A 17,858-nucleotide genomic window follows, 5' to 3' on the forward strand; every position below is an offset into this window, starting at 1 on the left:
TGGACCTCCGTCGCTTACCCCGCAGCCCCGGGCCCCACCTCCCGACCGTTCCGATCAGAAAGACCCAGATGTGACCACCGACCATCGGCCAACCAGTCAGCGAACCGCCACGACACCGCTGGTGATCGAGGCCTTCGGCGAATCCCTCACACTCCGCACATGGCTCACCCACCCCAAATGTGGCACCACCCGCGAGGAGGTGATCCGCGCGCGGCTGCGGCGCGGCTGGACGCCGGAGGAGGCCATCAGTCGCCCCAGCCAGAACCAACGCCTGCTCGTCACCGCATTTGGTGACACGCGCCCCGCCAAGGCATGGATCCGAGATGACCGCTGCGTCGTCCCCTATTCCACCCTGCTGTTTCGCCTGCACGCCGGGGAGATGACTCCTGAGCAAGCCATGACCACGCCACCGCGCGGAGGAAGCGGGACAACCATGCCGCGTCTGGTGACGGCGTGGGGCGAGACGCGGACCTGCGGCCAGTGGTCGAAAGACCGGCGCTGCACCGTGCGACGCCAGGTGATCTACCAGCGGGTCCGGAAGGGATGGACTGCGGAGGACGCCATTTCGCTCCCTCTGCGGACGAGGAACGCCTCCACCCGCTACACCGTCTTCGGCGAGACGAAAACCCTCCGTGAATGGGCCCAGGATCGCCGCTGCCACGTCTCGCTGTCGACCATCCGGAGACGGCTCGCCGAAGGCCTCAACTTCAAACACGCGCTCACCGCCCCCGGTCGAGCGGGAACCTCGCGCGCCACGGTCAGGACCGTGACATGAGCGGCCCTGACATCACCACCCGCTCCGGCCAACCGGAGATCGCACTCCCGTCCCTTGATGAGGCGATGGTCAGCAGCGGCCAACTCGCGCCCGTTGTCGGCTCCGCTGCCGCCCCGCAACCGGAGGCACCCTCGTGCCGGGCATGGTTCCGACCCGCCACCGCGATTGGTCTGATGAAGCGCCCCCTCCCGCGCAGGGTGAAGTTGGCCCTTCGCCTGGTCGCGATCGCTCTCGTGCTCACGATCGCGCTCGCCGCTGGCATCGCGGCGGGGGCGCTCCTCATCGCCTGGATCGCGGCGCAGCTACAAGGTGCTCCCTCCACTGACGCCGTTCGCATTCCAATCTCGACCGGCACCATCATCATCGCCGTAGTCGCGCTCGGCTTCGGCAGCCGCTACGGCGCGGCGAAGTTCAGCGAGCACAAGTACCCGCATTTCTCGTGCGAAGCGTGCAAAGGCGGAGGCAAGGACTTCGAGCCCCGCTGGTTGCAGTTGATGCGCTGGGGCCGTCGACGGGCCTGGCGAAAGTGCCCCGCCTGCGATGGCAACCCGATCGAGAACCGATGACTTCCTTCATACCGGGGCCGCCGCGCTCAGATGGAGCGGGCGTAGCGGCCAACGCCCTTCGAAACAGGAGAACGACATGCACCAACTCATCGCCGCCCCGTTCATGGGCAAACACCTTCTGCTGCGCCCAGGCCGGAAGGGAGGTGTCACCCTCCCCAAGGGCCATTACAACGAACTGCTCGCCACTCCCGGAGACGAACCGGTCCCGGCATGGCTGGCAGAAGCGGCCCGGAGCTTCGGGCTCGACCTCGAGGATGCGCCCCTGGAACCGACCGTCCTGGTCCGCCGCCCCTCGAAGTACGGCTACGTCCGCGCCTCCTACGAGCTGAACTTGGGCTGCAACTACGACTGCGAGCACTGCTACCTCGCCCAGAAGAAGTTCGAGGGCCTGGAATGGTCCGACCGGGCGAAGCTGCTGCGGATCATGCGCGACGCCGGTGTGGTGTTCATCCAGCTGACCGGCGGTGAGCCGATGATCGACCGGCTCTTCATCGAGACCTACGAGCGCGCGTACGCGCTCGGGATGATGATCTCGGTGTCCTCCAACGGCTCACGGCTCCACGAGCCGCGCATCCTCGACCTGCTCAAGCGCTGCCCGCCGTATTCGATCACGCTCTCGGTGTACGGGGCCACCGCCGAGTCCTACGACAAACTGACCCGGCAGAAGGGCGCGTTCGCTCGGTTCATCAAGGGGCTGGAGGCCGGCGTCGCGGCCGGGCTCCCGATCAAGCCCAACAACATCGTCACCTCGACCAACGACCACGAGGTCGAGGCGATGGAGACCCTGGCACGCTCCTACGGGCTCCCCTTCCACACCTTCGTGAACATGTCCCCGACCATCTACGGCGGGGGTGAGCCCTTGCAGGTCCAGTCCGCCGAGTACCTGCGCAAACGGGAGCCCTTCAAGGGTTGCAACGCCGGACACACCTTCTTCCACTCCGACCCGTTCGGGAAAGCCTCGATCTGCAAGATCGGCCGCGACGACGCGATCCCGCTCATGGCTGAGGGTATCGAGGGCCTGACCCGGCTCGGGGCCGTCGCCGACAAGCTCATGCTCCGCACCGGAGGCTGCTCCGGGTGCGCGATCTCCGGTACCTGCTGGACCTGTCGCCCCCTGGCGAAGCAGTACCAGGAGTCCAAAGCCCCCATGGGGATGTACTGCCAGCACGGAGAACCGAAGGGAGGTGAATAAGACATGGCTGCTATGCCCATCACGTTGGAGCGCAAGCCGTTCGCCAAGGACAGCGAGGACGACCAGGAACAGACGACGATCGAATTCGTCGCTGACATGGACACCCTCGTGGAGTCCGCGGCGTGCTCGTGCAACGCCGGTGACGACAACCCCTACTAGAAGAAGATGACCGATCCCCATCCGTACACAGGGCTCCGGTGTCGCCTACACGCCGGGGCCCCTCCCCTGCCGATAGCATCCCTGAAATGACCCACACGGATCTCGCCGACCGCATCACCGCCACCAGCTACCTCCCCACGCTCGGCCCGATCCACCCCCACGAGCGCCGCCCCGAACTGTGGCAGCAGGTGCTGGACAACAACGGCACCGGCGGGTTCCTGCCGTTCGATAAGGCTCGCGTGTGGGGCGGGCTCAAGCAGGACGCGATCCTCACCGACCGCATCACCGCGGGCGACGACTTCGCTCTGGTGCCGGTGCTCGACCGGAGCGGACCCGGCACCGTGGACGTGTACTGCTACGGCAACCTCGACCAGGCGAAGCCGCGCGGTGCCGACCTCGCGGCGAAGGCCGCCGCCGATCACGGCACCGACCGCGCCCGCCTGAAATGGTTCACCACCGACACCGCCGAGACGGCAGCTGACCGTGCGGTGCGCATCCAGCTCAAGACCTTCGAACCCGACACTGAACCCCCCTTCCCGGGCTGGGGCGTCGACGCCCTCACTGACCAGCCCCCGGGTGCCCGCGCTTCATTCGCCGGATTCGCCGCCCGCGCAAAAGACGGCTTCCCCTTCCTCGCCTCACGACTCGTCGAAGGCCTAAATGACGGCCCGATCCTCACCGTCCGGGACCTTGCACAGATCGTCGGCGCGATCGGCCCCATGCGGATCCTCCCCGACTCACTCGGCGTTCCCCGCCTGCTCCCGCAGTACTTCACGGTGCTCCCCGAGCACCGCGGCAACGGCTACGGCCGCTCCCTCTGGAACGCAGCAATGGCCTGGGGCCACGAACACGGCGCGGCCTACCAGCTCTTGCAGACCGAAATCGGTGGAGCCTCCGACCGGCTGTGCCAGTCAGACGGCCTAGCTTCGCTCAGCGTTCTTCACACTCACAAAGTCGCCTTCTGACCGAATAAGGGCCGGGCCCGGCCGCGTACGCGACCCCGAAGTGTTGATAGACACGCAATCTTTGCCGAGACGAGGAGTCGTAAAGCAGTCACAAGCACCGGCAGGTGATGCTCGCTGAGGATCACCGGCGGTTCGGGACGCTCACCTAGATGCAGTCTGGAGTGTGTCCTGTAAGGGTCAGCTTGTCCTCCTCGAATGGAACCGCCGACAGGGTCAGCGATCGAGCGTGCCCTGCGCTCGGTATCGGGCCGCCGACATCGACCCGCAGCGGCGCCTCCTCGCCCGCATGAACCCGCCGGTCTTACGGCGCGAACACTGCAAAGGGCCATTCACGACGGGTCGGTCAGGCCCGCTTCGTACGCGGTGATCGCCGCCTGGACCCGGTTCCTTGCGCCGAGCCGGACGAGGACGGCGCTCACGTGCGCTTTCACCGTTCCTTCGGAGATGTTCAGCTCCCGGGCGATCTCCTGGTTCGACAGGCCCCGACCCACGCCCGCCAGGACGTCCCGCTCCCGAGGGGTCAACGCGGCGACCCGCTCGCGGGCCGGTTCGATCCGGTCGAGCCTCCCGCTGTGCAGCTGCGCGATCACCCGCCGGGCGATCCCCGGCGACAGGTACGCGGCCCCGTCGGCGACGGCCTTCACCCCGATGATGAGCTCGCGCGGATCGGCGGCCTTCAGCAGGAACCCGCTCGCGCCCAACGCGAGCGCCCTCGCGACGTAGGCGTCCTCGTCGAAGGTCGTCAGCATGATCACCGCGGTCTCTGGAACCGCGCGGCGCAGCTCGGCGGCCGCCGCGAGACCGTCCATGCCGGGCATGCGGATGTCAAGCATGGCCACGTCCGGGCGGTGCGCGCGGGCGAGTCCGACGGCCCCGGCGCCGTTCCCGGCCTCGGCCACCACCGCGATCTCCGGATCAGTGGCGAGGATGGCGGCCACCCCGCCGCGGATCATGGCCTCGTCGTCGGCCAGCAGTACCCGGATCATCGCCCCTCCTCCACGAGCCCGCCCGCCTCGGCGAGCGGCAGCACCGCCTCCACCGCGAACCCGCCGCCGCGGGGCCCGGCCTCAAAGGCGCCACCCAGCAGCCGCACCCGTTCCGCCAGGCCCATCAGGCCGCTCCCGGTGCCGTCCGCACCGGCCGCCGCCGCGCCCGCGCCATTGCGCACCACGATCCTCACCCTCCCCTCCCGCACCTCGACCCTGACGGTCACCGCCGCGCCGGGGGCGTGCCGGGTGGCGTTGGTCAGCGCTTCCTGGACCACTCGGTGCGCCGCCTGCGCCGCCAAGGGCGGCAAGCGGACCGGCTCGGTCTCCAGCGCCACCGTCATGCCCGCCGCCACGACGCGATCGACCAGTGCCTCGACCGTCTCGTCCGCGGGATCGGTCGGAGCCGGGCCCTGCCGCAGCACGCCGATGGTCCGGCGGAGCCGGTCGGTCGCGTCGACCGCGTTGCGCCGCAGTGCCGCCGCGGCCTCGCGGTTCGCCTCGACCAGGTCCGGCGCCAGTTCCAGGGCGCCCGCACGGAGCGCGATCAGGGCCAGCTCGTGCCCGAGGGAGTCGTGCATGTCGGTGGCGATGCGGGCGCGCTCGCGGGCCTGGGCCCGGTCGGCCACGAGTTCGCGTTCACGTTCGAGCTGCGCGACCCGCGCCTCCCGCGCCTGGAGGAGGTCGGCCTGCTGGCGGCGGAACCGACCGATCAGCCACGGCAGCACCACGAACGATCCGAACGTCATCAGCGTGATGAACGGGTCCCGGTCGGCGACCAGACCGAGTGAAGCCCCCACGGCCGCGACGGCCCCGAGGATCCACCAGCCGTGGCGAGCCTGCAGCCGCCAGCCGTGGAGGTACGCAGCGGCGGCCACCGCGACGAGGAGGGCCTGCCGCGACATGGGCAGCGCGAACGTCGCCACCCCGTCGACCAGGCCGACCAGTGCGATGGCCGCCAAGAGCGCCGCGCCTCTCACGCGGCCGAGCCTACCGACCGCAGCCGGAGCAGGCGCGCGATCGCCGTCGCGGCTCCCGCGAGCGCCGCGCACAGCAGCGCGAGCGTGAGCGGCAGCGCGAAATAGCACACCGAAGACCAGGTCACGGTGCGCCCGCCCGAGGCGAGCGAGACCAGCGACGGGTAAGAGAGGAACAACGCCAGGGGGATCAGGACGGGAACGAGGCGCAGCCCGATCCGCCAGGCCGCCGTGCCGGCGCGCTTCGCCGCCCAACGGCGGGAGCGCGCGATCCCGGTGGCGCCGAGCGCGATCGCCGCCGCAGTCGCCGCGGCCAGGATCGACTGGGCGAGGGCGTCGCCACCGGGCTCGGCCGGGGTCTCACCGCGGGTCAGCGCGGCTAGCCCTTCCATGGCCGTCCAGGTGGCGTCAGCCATGCCGGCGCCGTTGGTGAGCACCGCGATGCCGTACCCGCTGTCGGGGTCGATCCATTGGACAGCGTTGTAGGTCATGAGGTTCCCGGAGTGGACGAGCGTGCCGTCGTCTTCGACACTCCAGCCCATCCCGTATTCCTCGACCGCCGAGGCCGTGTGCATCTCCCGCAGGCCGGCCTCGTTGACCAGTTGCGGGCCGTGGCCGTTCTGGCTGATGAGCCACTGGCCCATGTCGGCGGCGCTGGTGATGATGCCGCCAGAGCCGGAGTTGTCGAGCATGACGTCGTCCTCTTCGCGGGCGATCCATAGGCCGAACAGGGAGTTGTGGCCGAGGGCCGGTCGCACGAGCTCATCGCGGGTGGCGCTGTGGTCCATGCCGAGGGGCGCGAAGACGCGTTCGCGCATGAACGCCTCGAACGGTTGGCCGCTCGCGACCTCGACCAGTCGCGCGGCGACGTTGAAGTTGGCGTTGCAGTAGGCGTACGCGGTGCCGGGGTCGGCGGCGAGGGCGTCGTCGCCGAGCTTCGCCACATAGTCCTCGAGGGACTCGGCGTCTTCGAGTTCGCGGACGTCGATCGTGGTGTCCTTGAGCCCGGAGGTCTGGTTCACGAGCTGGCGCACGGTCACCTCCTCGGCTCGGGGGTCGGCCATCGTGAAGCCCGGGAGCTGGTCGGCGACCGGTTCGTCGAGCGCGATCGCGCCCTCCTCGGCGAGGATCATGACGGCCATGGCGGTGAACGACTTCGACACCGAGGCGACCCGCATCGGGGTGTCGGCGCTGACCTCGGTGCCGTCGGCGTCGTGGCCGTACCCGGCGGCGTGGACGATCTGGTCGTCGCGGGTCACGACGGCCGAGATGCCGGGGACGCCGGTGGCCTCGTATACGTCGCTCATGTAGGCGTCGATGGCCTCGGGGGTCGGCTCGATCGCGGGGGCGGCGGGCACCGGGGCAGCGAAACCGACCGCTGCGGTCGCAGCGATCGCGGTGGCGGTGAGGGCTCGGAGGAGTCGTGGGGCGACGGGTCGATGCGGCGTGCTCGGTTGCATGCTTTGAACCGTATGGATTCTCGGGCGCCGTGACCTCGGCCCGAAGACCCAAACGGCCGCGGCGCACCCCTGACGAAAGTCAGGGGTCGCCGCGCAGGCAGTGCGGGTCCGCGCAGGAAGCCCGAACCGCTCCCGGACCCGGGCTGGCCCAAGCCCTCGGGGGACGATCAGCCGACACGCGGTCGGCGCGGTGTGGCACGGGTCCGCCGCCGCGGTGCTGAACGCCCGAGCAGCCCGCTTCAGTCCGACCCCCGTCCAGGTCCGTCCACCGGCGGCGCGCTTGACGCGGCCTGGACGAGTTCGACCGGGCAGGCCTTCATGCCGGCCGTCAGATTGCGATGTTCTCCCGTCGCGATCGCCACATCGAAGACCGGGAGGCCGCCGACCGGCTCCGTGTAGGCGAGATTGGCGACATGCCAGCCGTCCTCGGCCTCCCACCAGACCGGAGAGGAGGCCACGATGCCGGCCCGGCCGAGATCGTGGACGGACCCAGTCTCCGGGTCCAGCAGGGAAAGCTGCGGCTCGAGCGCGCCGGGGTCCAATTCGGGCGTCGGCCAGGAGATGACTGCGAGCGGTCCGCCGTCCGGGCGCTGCGCGACCGCGGTGGCATGGTCCTGCCCAAGCGTCCTGACCGCTCCGTTCTCCAGGTCGAGTACCCGCAGCCGCCTTGGGTGCAGGCTCTCGCTCCCGATCCGGACGCCCTCGACTGCGGCCGTGTCCTCGGCGAGGAAGACGACCGCGTTCGTCAGCGGCAGATGGTCCGAGACCGCCCCGTCCCAGGCGGTCAGCGTCTCCGACTCGCTCTCGGCGATCCGGCACAGCTGCCCTTCGCGCAGGAAGTACATGGTGGCCGAATCCGGCGACCAGCGCGGCGAGGCGCCTTCGGCCAGTTTTCGGGGCGGGACGCTTCCGTCAGCGGCCGCGAGCCATAGTTCCTCGGCGCCTCTCGCGACCGATCTGACCGTATAGGCCCCCCAGCGGCCGTCCGGCGACAGCGCGAGTTGGGACGGGACGCGGAGATCGACGACAAAGATTGAGGACACCCCTCGGTCGGGCCACATCACCACCGATCCCCACTGCGGACACCGCCGCCGACGGGAGTGAGGTTAAAAATCAAGCTAAGAATGTGTCTTGGTTGGGGAGCTGCTTGGAGCAGAGGCCTGACTTGAACGAACACCACCGGTCCTGATACATGTGAAGCAAGGAACGAAGACCGCCCAGAAGCATTGCCGCCCATGACACCGGCGGGTTGAACTCCCTGCAGTCAGAGTTGTCGAAGCGCTCGAGATATCGGGATGGCAAGCACGCCAATAAAACCTGCATGTGCAAAAAGGGCACCCTGTTCCACGACTGTCGGTAAGCTCGGTAAGACTGTTCCTCATGAAGGAGCGCAGACGCGCAGCGAGGATCCGTTGGTCCTGCTTGATCGCCGGTGGGGTGTTGTTCGTGGCCGCCGGTGGCCTGATCGTGTTCAGGGCCATCGTGCCGCAGGCAGAGGGCGACCCGGCAGCTCAGCGGGATGCGATCCGGTTGGCCTGGGTGATCACCTTTGGTCTGGCGACGTTTGTCAGTAGTGTCATAGGGCCCCCGCTGTGGATTCAGTGGAAGGCGCTCCGTTTCCAGGAGGAGTCCAAGGAGCTGCAGGCCAAGTCGCTGGAGCTCCAGCGCGAGCAGCATGCGTTCCAGGTCAAGAAGGACGAGTTCGACCGTGTCGAGGCCCGCCAGCGGCAGGTGAACGACCAATTCGAGCAAGCGTGCGCGATGCTCAGTTCCGACAGCGTCGCTGCCCGAATCGCCGGGGTCAAGGCGTTGGATCGGCTCGGACGCGAGCACCTCGATCTACGCGAGGACATCGTCGAAGTCTGGTGTTCGCTGCTGCGCATGCGCGTAGGCGACCCTGCTGAGCAGGACGACGTCCGCGCCCTCGTCCAGCGCCTCCTCCTGGAACACCTGCGGGCCCCCTATGAAGGAACGCCGACCACCGCGGTGGGCAGCGGAAACCCGGAGTACTGGGAGCTGCGGCGCATTGACCTGAGCGGAGCTGACTTGGTCGATGCCGATTTCACCGACTGCCTCCTCCCGAACTTCTGTGCCCGCCGGGCTCGATTCTGGGGCACCACCCACTTCACGAAGGCGCGCTTCGCCGGTCCGGCAACCTTCACCGGCGCGCAGGGCAAGGGGCCGGTCGACTTCACCGGCGTGTTCTTCGCCGACGAGTGCACCATGGACTCACTCACCATCGAGGTCAGCGCCGACTTCGCCAAGACGGTCTTCCAAGGCCCCTTCGAAAGCTCCTCGTCGACCTTCACCGGACCGGTCACCTTCACCCACGCCAAATTCCTGAACACCGCCCGGTTCAGCAAGAGCAACTTCGGCAGCACCGCCGATTTCACGAACTCGAAGTGGGTGTTCAAGGCCGAATTCACCTCGGCGACCTTCGAAGACTATGCGGGCTTCAGCCATACCAGCTTCATCGACCGGGCAGTGTTCGGGCGCGCCTCGTTCGGCGCAGCAGTCTCCTTCGAGGGCGCCCAGTTCGGCCGAAACGCCCTCTTCACCGGTATCACATGCTGCGGTTCGGCCTCGTTCAACGATGCGTACTTCGATGAGGACGTGGCCTTCGACGACGCACAGTTCGCCGAAATCGCCGGCTTCCGACGCATCAAGGTCTGGGGCCAGATGACCTGCTGCGGTGCCCGCTTCGACGCCCTGGCGGCCTTCAGAGGTGCGAAGTTCACTGGCCGGGTCGACTTCTCCTCGACCGTCCTCGGTAAGAACGCCGCCGTCGACTGCACCGACGCGACCGCTGCACTCGGGGACTACCTGCCCTCGGACAGGATCTGGCCTACCGGATGGACCACCATCAACGAGTTGACCACCCTGCGACTCATCCCGCTTCCTGACCCCAAGACCGACCTCGCCCCTACGTCTCACGCTCCAACCACTTGACACCGAAGCTGACGTGGCGCGAACGCATGGTCGGGGTCAGGACATCCAGAACTCCGAGGCGAGCCGCGCAAGCGTGTGACGTTGAGGCCAAGTCAAGCGATCCTCGTACTTGTGGCTGACGCGGATCACGGGCGGTTCAGCATCGATACGAAAGACCGTACTGATCCACATGCTGGGGTGCCCCTCCTCAAGCTCCCAGAGCGCCACGGTCGTTTCTCCAGGGGTGATCGTCATCCTGATGCGAAGGCCGAAAATCTCCAGGTCCTTGAGACGAAACCGGCCGACCTTCTCTGCATCGGGGTACCTCTCAGGTAGCGGACGCGTCGTTCCAGGCATCGCGGGCAGCCGTCCCATCCAGCAGTTCACATTCCTCTCCATCATCGCAAACGCGCTGCGCTGGGGAACCCTCACCCAGGCGATGCTGGCCATCTCGACACGTCTGGTGGACTTGGCTGGGCACCAGCGGGCATCGATGGTGCTAGCCTGCGCCTCAATAGAGGACTCGCTGACCGGCCCGCACACGGTTGATCGCGAGACGTCGGGCTCAAAGGTCCAGGTTCTGACCGAGCGGAACAGCCCGCCGTCGGCCCTGCTCATCCCGGCGGCGAACCTCGAGCGAGACGGGCACCTACTCGCCCTGTTCCTCGCCTTGGCCGCTGCCATCATCTGCTACAAGAAACCCGCCAACTGAGGCAAGCATTTAGTCCTGCGGTGGACCGTGGCGGACCTCGAATTCGATGAGCGGGCCGTCGAGTATCGGGATCAGTCGGGCTGCTGCGCGGTACAAGTGCGTAGTGAGCCGTACGCTTTCGGACTCGAGGTTGCGCCGCCATACCGATGTTGTCAGAGCGATCCGGTCGTTGGTACGGGGTCCGGTGTGGACCAAGAGTGCGAGACAGGATCCGACAGTGCAGTATTGGCCTTCGGCCACGAACAGCCGTCCGGGCTCGCGTACCAGGAGCGGCTCCAGCTCGTCGGCGCTTGTCGGCGTCAGACTGGTGAACCGCGGCATGCCGTGGCGTGCGAGGTAGCGTTCGCGCTGGTCCTGGTCGAGCCACGTGAGTACGGCTTGTCCGCTGGCAGTGGCGTGGGCGGCGTCGGCTCCGATGTCCTCCAGCAGGGACTCCTGGCCGGGAGCTCGATGGAGATGGGAGAGGATCAGGCCTTGCTCCTGTGACAGGTGCACGAGCGCAGCGTCGTGCCCGCTTTCGGCGGTGAACTCCTTCAGGACGGCGCCGATGTCTTCGTCCGAGGCCGTGCACGGCGGCAGCAGCAATCCATCCGGGCGCAGTCTGAAGGTGCCCGTTTCTTCGGCGATGCAGCCGAACTCGATGCCGACGTCCAATGCCGCCTGCACAGCGTGAGGCGCTGCATCGAGCACCGCGACGATGTCCTCGATGCCGAGACCGGGCCGGGCGGGAGGCAGGATGCGAGTCAACTGCTGGAAGAGACGGATTGCCTCGACTCCGCCGGATCCGGCCTTCGGCCCGGGCACGAGACGGCCACCCGGGGACCGGTGCACCCAATGGCTCGTGATCAGCACCCGCAGGTGATCGCGGAGCGTGTGCTCGGGGACCGCATCCCCCATCAGCCGGACCAGTTGCTTCACCGTGCGGCCGGGGTGGGCGATGACCGCGTCGAGGATCCGGAACGTGCGCTCGGAGGACTGCACGCGGTGGCCGCGCGTTCGGGGATGATCGAGCTCATCCATGACTCACTCCCTCGGGCCCGCGCCTCTAGCGCCCGTGCCTTGATCGGCAATGGGAGCTGCGAGTCGAAACGTCGCAGTTTTTGGGTGGTCCCCAAAATGAGCGTCGATGATGACCCTTCCATAACTGTCGGTCATCCGACAGCATTGTTTGCGTGACTGCTTATGCTACCTCGTTGAACCTGGTACGACTCCCCGTTCTTGGCTTCGCTGCCGTCTTCGTGGCAGCCACTGCCTGCACGAACACCGGCGACGCCTCCGATGGCCCGACCGATCCGACCACTCCGGCCACCGCGCCGACCCCCGCCCCCGAGCAGATCGATGATCCTGAAGAGGCCGCTATCGCCGCCTACACCCGCTACTGGGACACCGTGATGGCGGCTTTCGCGGCCCCGGACGGCGACTTCTCCGACTTCGAGGCCATCGCCTCGGGACAAGCCCTCGAACAAGCCCAGGCAATCGAGCAGCGCGGGCTCGACGAGGGCGTCCACGGTGCCGGAACCCTCAGGCACAACATCACGATCAAGGACAGCCTGCTCACAGATGAGGTCCAGCAGGTCGTCGTCACCGACTGCGCCGATTCGACCGACACGCAGGTCCTCGACGCCGAGGGCAACCCGGTGGCCGGCGAGGAGTACGGATACCAGGAGGTGCAAGCGCGCATGGAGTTCGTCGATCAGCGTTGGATGGTCACCGTAATGGCAGTGCAGGACTTCGGATCATGCTCGCCCGATCCGTAAAGCGATTCGCCGTCGTCGTTTTCGCAGCGGCATTCTGCATCGCGGTGCTGCCGCAGTCCGCTCTGGCGGGCCCATTGGGCCCGGACTGCTCGGACGATGCGGATGCCTGCGAAGTCGAAGTGGAGGTCCCTGGGAGTCCCGGCGGATCCGATGGCGGCTCAGGTGAGGATGTCACCGGCGGGAACGGTAGCGGCGGTGCTTCCGGTGAGGATGCGGGCGGATTGACCGACTGCACCTCCAAGATCGTCGACACGGATGCCGATTCGCACCCTCTGGCTGGCCCCCGGCCGGAGGGCGGTGTGTATGTGCTGGTGGTCGAGACCTGCACGACCGAGTCCGGCTCGACCATCCAGTCGGGCGAGTGGTTGGAGCAAGGCGCGGACGGCCAGGTGCAGATCCGTCCCGAGCTCCTCGCGCAGCGGGCAATCGACCGGCTCAGCCTGCCGAGTCCGGTCATGAACGCCTCGCCCGAGTCGATGCAACTGGTGCAGCTGCCGGTCTGGCTCGCGGTCACTGAGTCCTCGTGGGCGGAGCAGAGCGCGAGCGCGTCCGTTCCCGGATTGACGGTGACGGCGACCGCGACGCCGGTATCAGCGTCGTGGTCGATGGGCAACGGCGACACCGAAACATGCACCGGACCGGGTACGGCGTGGACGCCAGCCTCGGGGGAGACCGAGGCGTCGCCGGACTGCGGCTACGTCTATGAGCATGCTTCCGAGTCAGATCTGCGGATCGCGGTGACCGTGGTCTGGCAGATCCGCTGGTCAGGGGGCGGGGCGTCGGGCACGGCCCCGGATATGACCACGACATCGTCGGCCACCTGGCCGGTGATCGAGTCGCAATCGCTGGTCCAGCGCTAGCGCAAAACGAACGGGGGATAAGGAACAACATGGATGAATCGTCGACTTCAGGATCACCGCCGCGGGCGCAAAAGCGCATGTCCCGCAGGGCACTGGTGCTCAGCGTGAGCATCGTCGCCGCGCTCGCTTCCGCGACGGTCTTCGGCCTCCTGGCCTTCACGACCGAGGAAGAACAGGTGCAAGTCCTCGTGACCGCCGCACCGCTGGCAGCGGGCCAGACCGTATCCGGCGCTGATCTGGCCGAGGTGACCGTTGACGCGGATGCCGTGCTGCGGCTCCGCGCGATGTCGGCCGAGGAAGCTGATGCCGTGGTCGGCCAGACGGTGGCGATCCCGCTCGCGGCCGGAGCGCTCGTCACCGCCGAGGTGATCGGCAAGGCCCGTACTCCCTCCTCCGGGCAAGTGGAGGCGACCGTGCTGGCCGCGGACGGGCGGTGGCCCGAGACCTTGCAGGCGGGCCAGTCGGTCTCGGTCATGGCGACCGCCGCCGACGGCACGATCTGGCAAGCCAGCGCTGTCGCGCACCGCGTCACCGTGCCCGACACCGGGGGCGCGCTCATCACAGTGGCCTTGGCCGAAGCTGACGCGGTCGGTCTGGCCGGCGTCGAGCCGACCTCGCTGCTCGTCGTCGTCACGGCCCCTGCTGTGACCGGTGGCCAGGCCTCGGCGGAAGGTGGTGGGAACTGATGGGCCTCATCGCCATCGCGAGCCTGAGCGGCTCCCCGGGGGTCACAACCGCTGCACTGGCGCTGGCTGTGACCTGGCCCCAGGTGCCCGGCCCGACGGTGGTGGAGTGCGATCCGTCCGGAGGCGATATCGCCGCCTACTGGCACCTTCACTCCCGGCCCGGGCTCACGGATGTGGCCGCGGCTGCCGCCGAGTTCGGGACCAGTGAGCCCGAAGCGCTCGAGGAGGGCGTGCAGACGATTCAGGTTGCCGGCGCCGAGGTGCGGGTGGTGTGCGCAGCTCCGGGGGGTGCGGGGGTCCGCTCGGCGCTGCCGACGATCGCCGCTCCGGGGGCGAAGGTCTTGGACCGGCCGGGGGTGTGGACGATCGCCGATGTGGGACGGCTCGACTGGGGTTCGGTCGCCTGGCCGCTGGTCACCGCTGCCGATGCCACGCTCGTGGTGGTCAAAGGTTCCCTCGCCGGGGCCGCCCATCTGCGTTCGCGCCTGGGCGATCTGCGCCAGGCCGAAGCGTTCGGTGCCCGTGTCGCGGTCGCGGTCGCACCCGGGGAGTACTCGTCCGGCGAAGTCGCCGACCTGCTTCTGGCCGCCGATGTGCATTTGCCGGTCATCGGCGCGCTCGGCCGGGTCGAGCCGATCGCCCCGGACCCGCTGACGTGGCGGGGTCGGCGGGCCATGGCCGAATGGAAGCAGTTGGCCGCCGTGCTGCTTTCGGGAGCTGCGATGCCGTCGCGGCCCGAGCTGCCTGTGGGCACTGCCGGAACCGAAGCAGGTGGGCTGGCATGACCGACTTGATCGATGCCGCAGCAGAGCAGGCCGGGGGCAACGAGGCGCTGGTCGCTGAGTTGTTCGCCAAGGCGAACACCAGACTGGCCCAGTCCACCCAGTTGGACGAAGCGAGCCGCGCCGGGGCCATCACTGGTGCGGTCGCCGCGGCCATGCGAGAGCTCAACGAGACCCGTATGCGGGAGCGGGGCCAGGCTCCGATCACTGGTGCGGCGCAGGGGCGGCTGCGCCAAAGCGTCGAGGCGCGGCTGGGTCGGCTCGGCGCACTGGCTCCGCTCTTGGCCGATCGAACGATCGAGGACGTCGTCGCCAACGGCTGCGACAACGTCTGGATCACCCGAGCCGGGTCCCGGCCCGTCCAAGGCGCGCCGATTGCGGCGACTGACGAGGCGCTCGTCGCGCTGGTGCGCTCGCTGGCCTCGGCCGCTGGGCGCCGCTTCGACCACGCTGCCCCAGAGCTCAGTCTCGAGTTGCCGGACGGGTCACGCCTGCACGCGATCATGGACGTCGCCGACCGGCCATCGGTCTCCATCCGCCGCCACCGCATTATCAGCGCCGACCTGGAGGACCTGGCCGCGAATGGCATGGTCAGCGGTGAGATCGCCGATTTCCTGCGCGCGATCGTCTTGGCCCGCTGCAACGCGATCGTCGCTGGTCCTTTCGCCTCGGGCAAGACCACGCTGCTGTCGGCCATGGCCGGGCTCGTCCCTCCCTGGGAGCGCATCGTGACGATCGAGGATGCCAGGGAACTGGGTTTGCACAGGGACGATCGGCACGGCAACGTCGTCTCGCTGCAGACCAGGGACGCGAACATTGAAGGCCAAGGTGCGGTCACGGCCGCGGACCTGTTCCGGGCCAGCTTGCGGATGACGCCTGACCGGGTGATCGTCGGTGAGGTCCGCGGCGCTGAGGCGTCGGTGATGTTGGAGGCCATGTCCAACGGCAAGGACGGCAGCCTTTCGACGATCCACACCTCTTCCAGCGCCGGCGTGGTCGCCAAGCTCAAGTCCTACGCGCGCGCTGCCGGGGATGATCCGGAGACGACCGCCGAGCGCATCGCGATCGCGCTCGACTTCATCGTTCAGCTGCGGCACACCCCGCAGCACGGCCGCCATATCGCTTCGATCCGCGAAGTCCGCGGTGCCGACGGGGCCATGGTCGCCACGAACGAGTTGTGGACGCCGGTCCCCGGTGGGGCGCACTGGGCCGGGTCGATCAGCGATGAGCGGGCCGAGCGGCTCATCGAGGCTGGATGGACCCGGCCGCGCGCAGGGCGGTGGACGACATGAGCCCGGTGCTCGCCACACTCCTGGGGGCGGTCTTCGGGCTGGCCCTGGTCGGCCTCGTGCTGGCGGCCACTGGCCGCCTGCAGCCAGTCGATGCGGCTGCACCTGGCGGGGCCGGGGCCGACGCCGCGCCGAAGGCCCGCCATCGCCTGCCGCTCGCCCGTACGGCCGCGACGGGGGCCGCCATCGCGGCCGTGTGGGCCGCGACCGGATGGCCGGTCGCGGCGATCGGCGCGGGGGCGCTGATCTGGTTCGGCCCCGTCCTGTTCGGCGGGGACGCCGCCTACCGGGCCGAACTGGTGAAGATCGACGCGATCGCCTCCTGGGTAGAGGGCCTGCGCGACAATCTGGCCGCCGCAGCCGGCCTGGAGCAGACCATCACCTCCTCGGCCCGATTCGCACCACCGGCACTCGAAGAGGCCATCACCGATCTGGTGACCGACCTCCATGCAGGCGTGGGCCTGGAGACCGCGCTGCGAACTTTCGCCGCCCGCGTCGACGATGAGACCTGCGACCTGACGGTCATGGCGCTGGTTGAGGCCGCCCAGCGGGCCGGGAACCTCGCCGAGGTCCTCGACAACCTCGCTACCGCCGCCAGGGAAGAGGCCGCGATGCGGATGCGCATCCACACCTCACGCGCCCGCATCCGCACCTCGGCGCGCGTCGTCACTGGCATCACGGTCGCCATGGCCGCCGGGCTCATCGCCTTCGGCGGCGACTTCCTCGCCGCCTACGACACCCCCATGGGGCAGGTGGTGATGGCGATCGCCTTCGGCTGCACCGGTCTCGGGCTCGCATGGATCCACCAGCTCGTCGCCGAGGAACAGCCCCCTTCCTTCCTCAGGCACGACATCGAACCAGGAGCGCTGTCATGACGCTTTCCCTCGCCATCGCGCTCGGTGCCGTTTTCGGCCTCGGCATCTCCGGCGTCTGGACCGCGCTGCGCCCCGCCCGGCCCGCCCTCGCCACCGCCATCGAGCACCTGGAGCATGTCGGCGCCCAGGCGCACACACCCGCCGGGTCCGCAATGGAACGCACTGCGGGACGCCTGGGCGTGCCCTCAGTGCGGATCCGCGCCGACTTGATCATCACGGGCCTGCCCGAGCGCATCTACCTGCGACGACTCGCGATCGCGGTCGCCTGCCCATTCGCGGTGGCGGCGCTGCTCATCGCGTTCGGCCTCTCGCCGATCCTCACGCTCGCCGGAGCCTGCTGCCTGGCGTTCCTCGGTGCAAGTCTCGTGGGCGCCGCCGTCCGGTCGGCCGCGAACGACCAGCGCCGCCGCTACCTCCGGGCACTGGCGATCTACCTCCACTTGTGCGCGCTGAACTTGACCGGCGGGGCCGGCATCGAATCCGCGCTCCACTCCGCCGCCAGCGCCGGGCGAGGCAAGGAGTTCGCGGCCATCAGCACCGCGCTGGATCGGGCCGCAGTCCTGCACCAGACACCGTGGGAAGCCCTCGGGGCCTTGGGGCAGAGGATCGGCGTCCCCGCGTACCAGCAGCTCGCCGCGACCACCGGCCTCGCTGGTACCGAAGGCGCCCGCATTCGAAAAAGTCTGACCGACCGGTCCCGAGCCCTGCGCACCGCCCGCATGGCCGACGACGAAGCGCTGAGCAACACCCGGACCGAGCAGATGAGCTTGCCCTCGGTCCTGACCGCGCTCGGTTTCATCATCCTGATCGTCTACGCCGCCATCGCCAACGTCCTCAACGGACTTTGAGCGACCGCATCTGCCTATCACTATTGCAACGGGGGAATTCG

19 protein-coding genes are annotated in these 17,858 nt (G+C 68.5%); 13 read left to right on the plus strand and 6 right to left on the minus strand.

The window, feature by feature from the left end:
- Positions 1 to 70: 70 nt before the first annotated feature.
- The 5 genes from K3N28_RS05885 (at position 71) to K3N28_RS05905 (ending at position 3,657) form a co-directional block, all read left to right on the plus strand.
- Positions 71 to 775, plus strand: coding sequence for a hypothetical protein (locus K3N28_RS05885; protein WP_228091558.1), 705 nt, complete (start codon positions 71 to 73; stop codon positions 773 to 775).
- Positions 772 to 1,341 (plus strand): hypothetical protein, encoded by a 570-nt coding sequence (locus tag K3N28_RS05890; RefSeq protein ID WP_228091559.1) that lies wholly within the window; start codon positions 772 to 774, stop codon positions 1,339 to 1,341. Before K3N28_RS05885 ends, K3N28_RS05890 begins: the two co-directional genes overlap by 4 nt.
- Before the next feature lie 76 nt (positions 1,342 to 1,417).
- Positions 1,418 to 2,533 (plus strand): radical SAM protein, encoded by a 1,116-nt coding sequence (locus K3N28_RS05895; protein ID WP_228091560.1) that lies wholly within the window; start codon positions 1,418 to 1,420, stop codon positions 2,531 to 2,533.
- 3 nt (positions 2,534 to 2,536) lie between these two features.
- Positions 2,537 to 2,692 (plus strand): hypothetical protein, encoded by a 156-nt coding sequence (locus K3N28_RS05900; RefSeq protein WP_228091561.1) that lies wholly within the window; start codon positions 2,537 to 2,539, stop codon positions 2,690 to 2,692.
- A gap of 86 nt (positions 2,693 to 2,778) precedes the next feature.
- On the plus strand, positions 2,779 to 3,657 hold the full coding sequence (locus tag K3N28_RS05905) for a GNAT family N-acetyltransferase (protein ID WP_228091562.1): 879 nt from the start codon (positions 2,779 to 2,781) through the stop codon (positions 3,655 to 3,657).
- 329 nt (positions 3,658 to 3,986) lie between these two features.
- On the opposite strand, the gene K3N28_RS05910 is transcribed toward K3N28_RS05905, so the two are convergent.
- The 4 genes from K3N28_RS05910 to K3N28_RS05925 all read right to left on the minus strand — a co-directional run bounded on the left by K3N28_RS05910 (position 3,987) and on the right by K3N28_RS05925 (position 8,123).
- Entirely contained in the window at positions 3,987 to 4,643 is a 657-nt protein-coding gene (locus K3N28_RS05910; RefSeq protein WP_228091563.1) for a response regulator transcription factor, read from the minus strand.
- Positions 4,640 to 5,623 carry a sensor histidine kinase gene (locus K3N28_RS05915; RefSeq protein WP_228091564.1) on the minus strand — a complete coding sequence of 328 codons (984 nt, stop codon included), beginning with the start codon at positions 5,621 to 5,623 and terminating at the stop codon, positions 4,640 to 4,642. The genes K3N28_RS05910 and K3N28_RS05915 overlap by 4 nt, the downstream gene beginning before the upstream one ends.
- On the minus strand, positions 5,620 to 7,080 hold the full coding sequence (locus K3N28_RS05920) for a serine hydrolase (protein WP_228091565.1): 1,461 nt from the start codon (positions 7,078 to 7,080) through the stop codon (positions 5,620 to 5,622). Before K3N28_RS05920 ends, K3N28_RS05915 begins: the two co-directional genes overlap by 4 nt.
- A 239-nt stretch (positions 7,081 to 7,319) precedes the next feature.
- Positions 7,320 to 8,123: a hypothetical protein gene (locus tag K3N28_RS05925; protein WP_228091566.1), complete on the minus strand. Its 804-nt coding sequence runs from the start codon at positions 8,121 to 8,123 to the stop codon at positions 7,320 to 7,322.
- A 337-nt stretch (positions 8,124 to 8,460) separates the two neighbouring features.
- Here K3N28_RS05925 and K3N28_RS05930 point away from each other — a divergent pair, with 337 nt between their 5' ends.
- Positions 8,461 to 10,029 (plus strand): pentapeptide repeat-containing protein, encoded by a 1,569-nt coding sequence (locus K3N28_RS05930; protein ID WP_228091567.1) that lies wholly within the window; start codon positions 8,461 to 8,463, stop codon positions 10,027 to 10,029.
- Between the two features lie 36 nt (positions 10,030 to 10,065).
- Here the strand turns inward: K3N28_RS05930 and K3N28_RS05935 are convergent, their stop codons facing one another.
- Entirely contained in the window at positions 10,066 to 10,626 is a 561-nt protein-coding gene (locus K3N28_RS05935) for a hypothetical protein (RefSeq protein WP_228091568.1), read from the minus strand.
- Positions 10,627 to 10,729: 103 nt separating this feature from the next.
- Positions 10,730 to 11,740: an IclR family transcriptional regulator C-terminal domain-containing protein gene (locus tag K3N28_RS05940; RefSeq protein WP_228091569.1), complete on the minus strand. Its 1,011-nt coding sequence runs from the start codon at positions 11,738 to 11,740 to the stop codon at positions 10,730 to 10,732.
- Between the two features lie 173 nt (positions 11,741 to 11,913).
- On the opposite strand from K3N28_RS05940, the gene K3N28_RS05945 reads away from it, so the two are divergent.
- From K3N28_RS05945 to K3N28_RS05975, 7 genes are read left to right on the plus strand one after another with little or no spacing between them, the layout of a single operon-like run.
- Positions 11,914 to 12,477 (plus strand): hypothetical protein, encoded by a 564-nt coding sequence (locus K3N28_RS05945; protein ID WP_228091570.1) that lies wholly within the window; start codon positions 11,914 to 11,916, stop codon positions 12,475 to 12,477.
- Positions 12,459 to 13,337 (plus strand): hypothetical protein, encoded by an 879-nt coding sequence (locus K3N28_RS05950; RefSeq protein WP_228091571.1) that lies wholly within the window; start codon positions 12,459 to 12,461, stop codon positions 13,335 to 13,337. The genes K3N28_RS05945 and K3N28_RS05950 overlap by 19 nt, the downstream gene beginning before the upstream one ends.
- A gap of 29 nt (positions 13,338 to 13,366) precedes the next feature.
- The gene (locus K3N28_RS05955; RefSeq protein WP_228091572.1) at positions 13,367 to 14,023 is read left to right on the plus strand and encodes an SAF domain-containing protein; all 657 of its coding nucleotides are present in this window, start codon (positions 13,367 to 13,369) and stop codon (positions 14,021 to 14,023) included.
- Positions 14,023 to 14,808, plus strand: a complete 786-nt coding sequence (locus K3N28_RS05960; RefSeq protein WP_228091573.1) for a hypothetical protein — start codon at positions 14,023 to 14,025, stop codon at positions 14,806 to 14,808. Before K3N28_RS05955 ends, K3N28_RS05960 begins: the two co-directional genes overlap by 1 nt.
- Positions 14,805 to 16,097, plus strand: a complete 1,293-nt coding sequence (locus tag K3N28_RS05965) for a CpaF family protein (RefSeq protein WP_228091574.1) — start codon at positions 14,805 to 14,807, stop codon at positions 16,095 to 16,097. The genes K3N28_RS05960 and K3N28_RS05965 overlap by 4 nt, the downstream gene beginning before the upstream one ends.
- Positions 16,061 to 16,969, plus strand: a complete 909-nt coding sequence (locus K3N28_RS05970) for a type II secretion system F family protein (protein ID WP_228091575.1) — start codon at positions 16,061 to 16,063, stop codon at positions 16,967 to 16,969. The genes K3N28_RS05965 and K3N28_RS05970 overlap by 37 nt, the downstream gene beginning before the upstream one ends.
- Positions 16,966 to 17,817 carry a hypothetical protein gene (locus tag K3N28_RS05975; protein ID WP_228091576.1) on the plus strand — a complete coding sequence of 284 codons (852 nt, stop codon included), beginning with the start codon at positions 16,966 to 16,968 and terminating at the stop codon, positions 17,815 to 17,817. Before K3N28_RS05970 ends, K3N28_RS05975 begins: the two co-directional genes overlap by 4 nt.
- Positions 17,818 to 17,858: the final 41 nt, after the last annotated feature.

Source organism: Glycomyces sp. TRM65418 (genome assembly GCF_019710475.1).
GTDB lineage: Bacteria > Actinomycetota > Actinomycetes > Mycobacteriales > Micromonosporaceae > Glycomyces.

What these genes read in the sequence shown, in the direction of transcription:
- K3N28_RS05890 (WP_228091559.1), top strand. Translation starts at nt 772, where the DNA reads ATGAGCGGCCCTGACATCACCACCCGCTCCGGCCAACCGGAGATCGCA.
- K3N28_RS05895 (WP_228091560.1), top strand. Translation starts at nt 1,418, where the DNA reads ATGCACCAACTCATCGCCGCCCCGTTCATGGGCAAACACCTTCTGCTG.
- K3N28_RS05900 (WP_228091561.1), top strand. Translation starts at nt 2,537, where the DNA reads ATGGCTGCTATGCCCATCACGTTGGAGCGCAAGCCGTTCGCCAAGGAC.
- K3N28_RS05905 (WP_228091562.1), top strand. Translation starts at nt 2,779, where the DNA reads ATGACCCACACGGATCTCGCCGACCGCATCACCGCCACCAGCTACCTC.
- K3N28_RS05910 (WP_228091563.1), bottom strand. Translation starts at nt 4,643, where the DNA reads ATGATCCGGGTACTGCTGGCCGACGACGAGGCCATGATCCGCGGCGGG.
- K3N28_RS05920 (WP_228091565.1), bottom strand. Translation starts at nt 7,080, where the DNA reads ATGCAACCGAGCACGCCGCATCGACCCGTCGCCCCACGACTCCTCCGA.
- K3N28_RS05930 (WP_228091567.1), top strand. Translation starts at nt 8,461, where the DNA reads ATGAAGGAGCGCAGACGCGCAGCGAGGATCCGTTGGTCCTGCTTGATC.
- K3N28_RS05935 (WP_228091568.1), bottom strand. Translation starts at nt 10,626, where the DNA reads ATGAGCAGGGCCGACGGCGGGCTGTTCCGCTCGGTCAGAACCTGGACC.
- K3N28_RS05940 (WP_228091569.1), bottom strand. Translation starts at nt 11,740, where the DNA reads ATGGATGAGCTCGATCATCCCCGAACGCGCGGCCACCGCGTGCAGTCC.
- K3N28_RS05950 (WP_228091571.1), top strand. Translation starts at nt 12,459, where the DNA reads ATGCTCGCCCGATCCGTAAAGCGATTCGCCGTCGTCGTTTTCGCAGCG.
- K3N28_RS05955 (WP_228091572.1), top strand. Translation starts at nt 13,367, where the DNA reads ATGGATGAATCGTCGACTTCAGGATCACCGCCGCGGGCGCAAAAGCGC.
- K3N28_RS05960 (WP_228091573.1), top strand. Translation starts at nt 14,023, where the DNA reads ATGGGCCTCATCGCCATCGCGAGCCTGAGCGGCTCCCCGGGGGTCACA.
- K3N28_RS05965 (WP_228091574.1), top strand. Translation starts at nt 14,805, where the DNA reads ATGACCGACTTGATCGATGCCGCAGCAGAGCAGGCCGGGGGCAACGAG.
- K3N28_RS05970 (WP_228091575.1), top strand. Translation starts at nt 16,061, where the DNA reads ATGGACCCGGCCGCGCGCAGGGCGGTGGACGACATGAGCCCGGTGCTC.
- K3N28_RS05975 (WP_228091576.1), top strand. Translation starts at nt 16,966, where the DNA reads ATGACGCTTTCCCTCGCCATCGCGCTCGGTGCCGTTTTCGGCCTCGGC.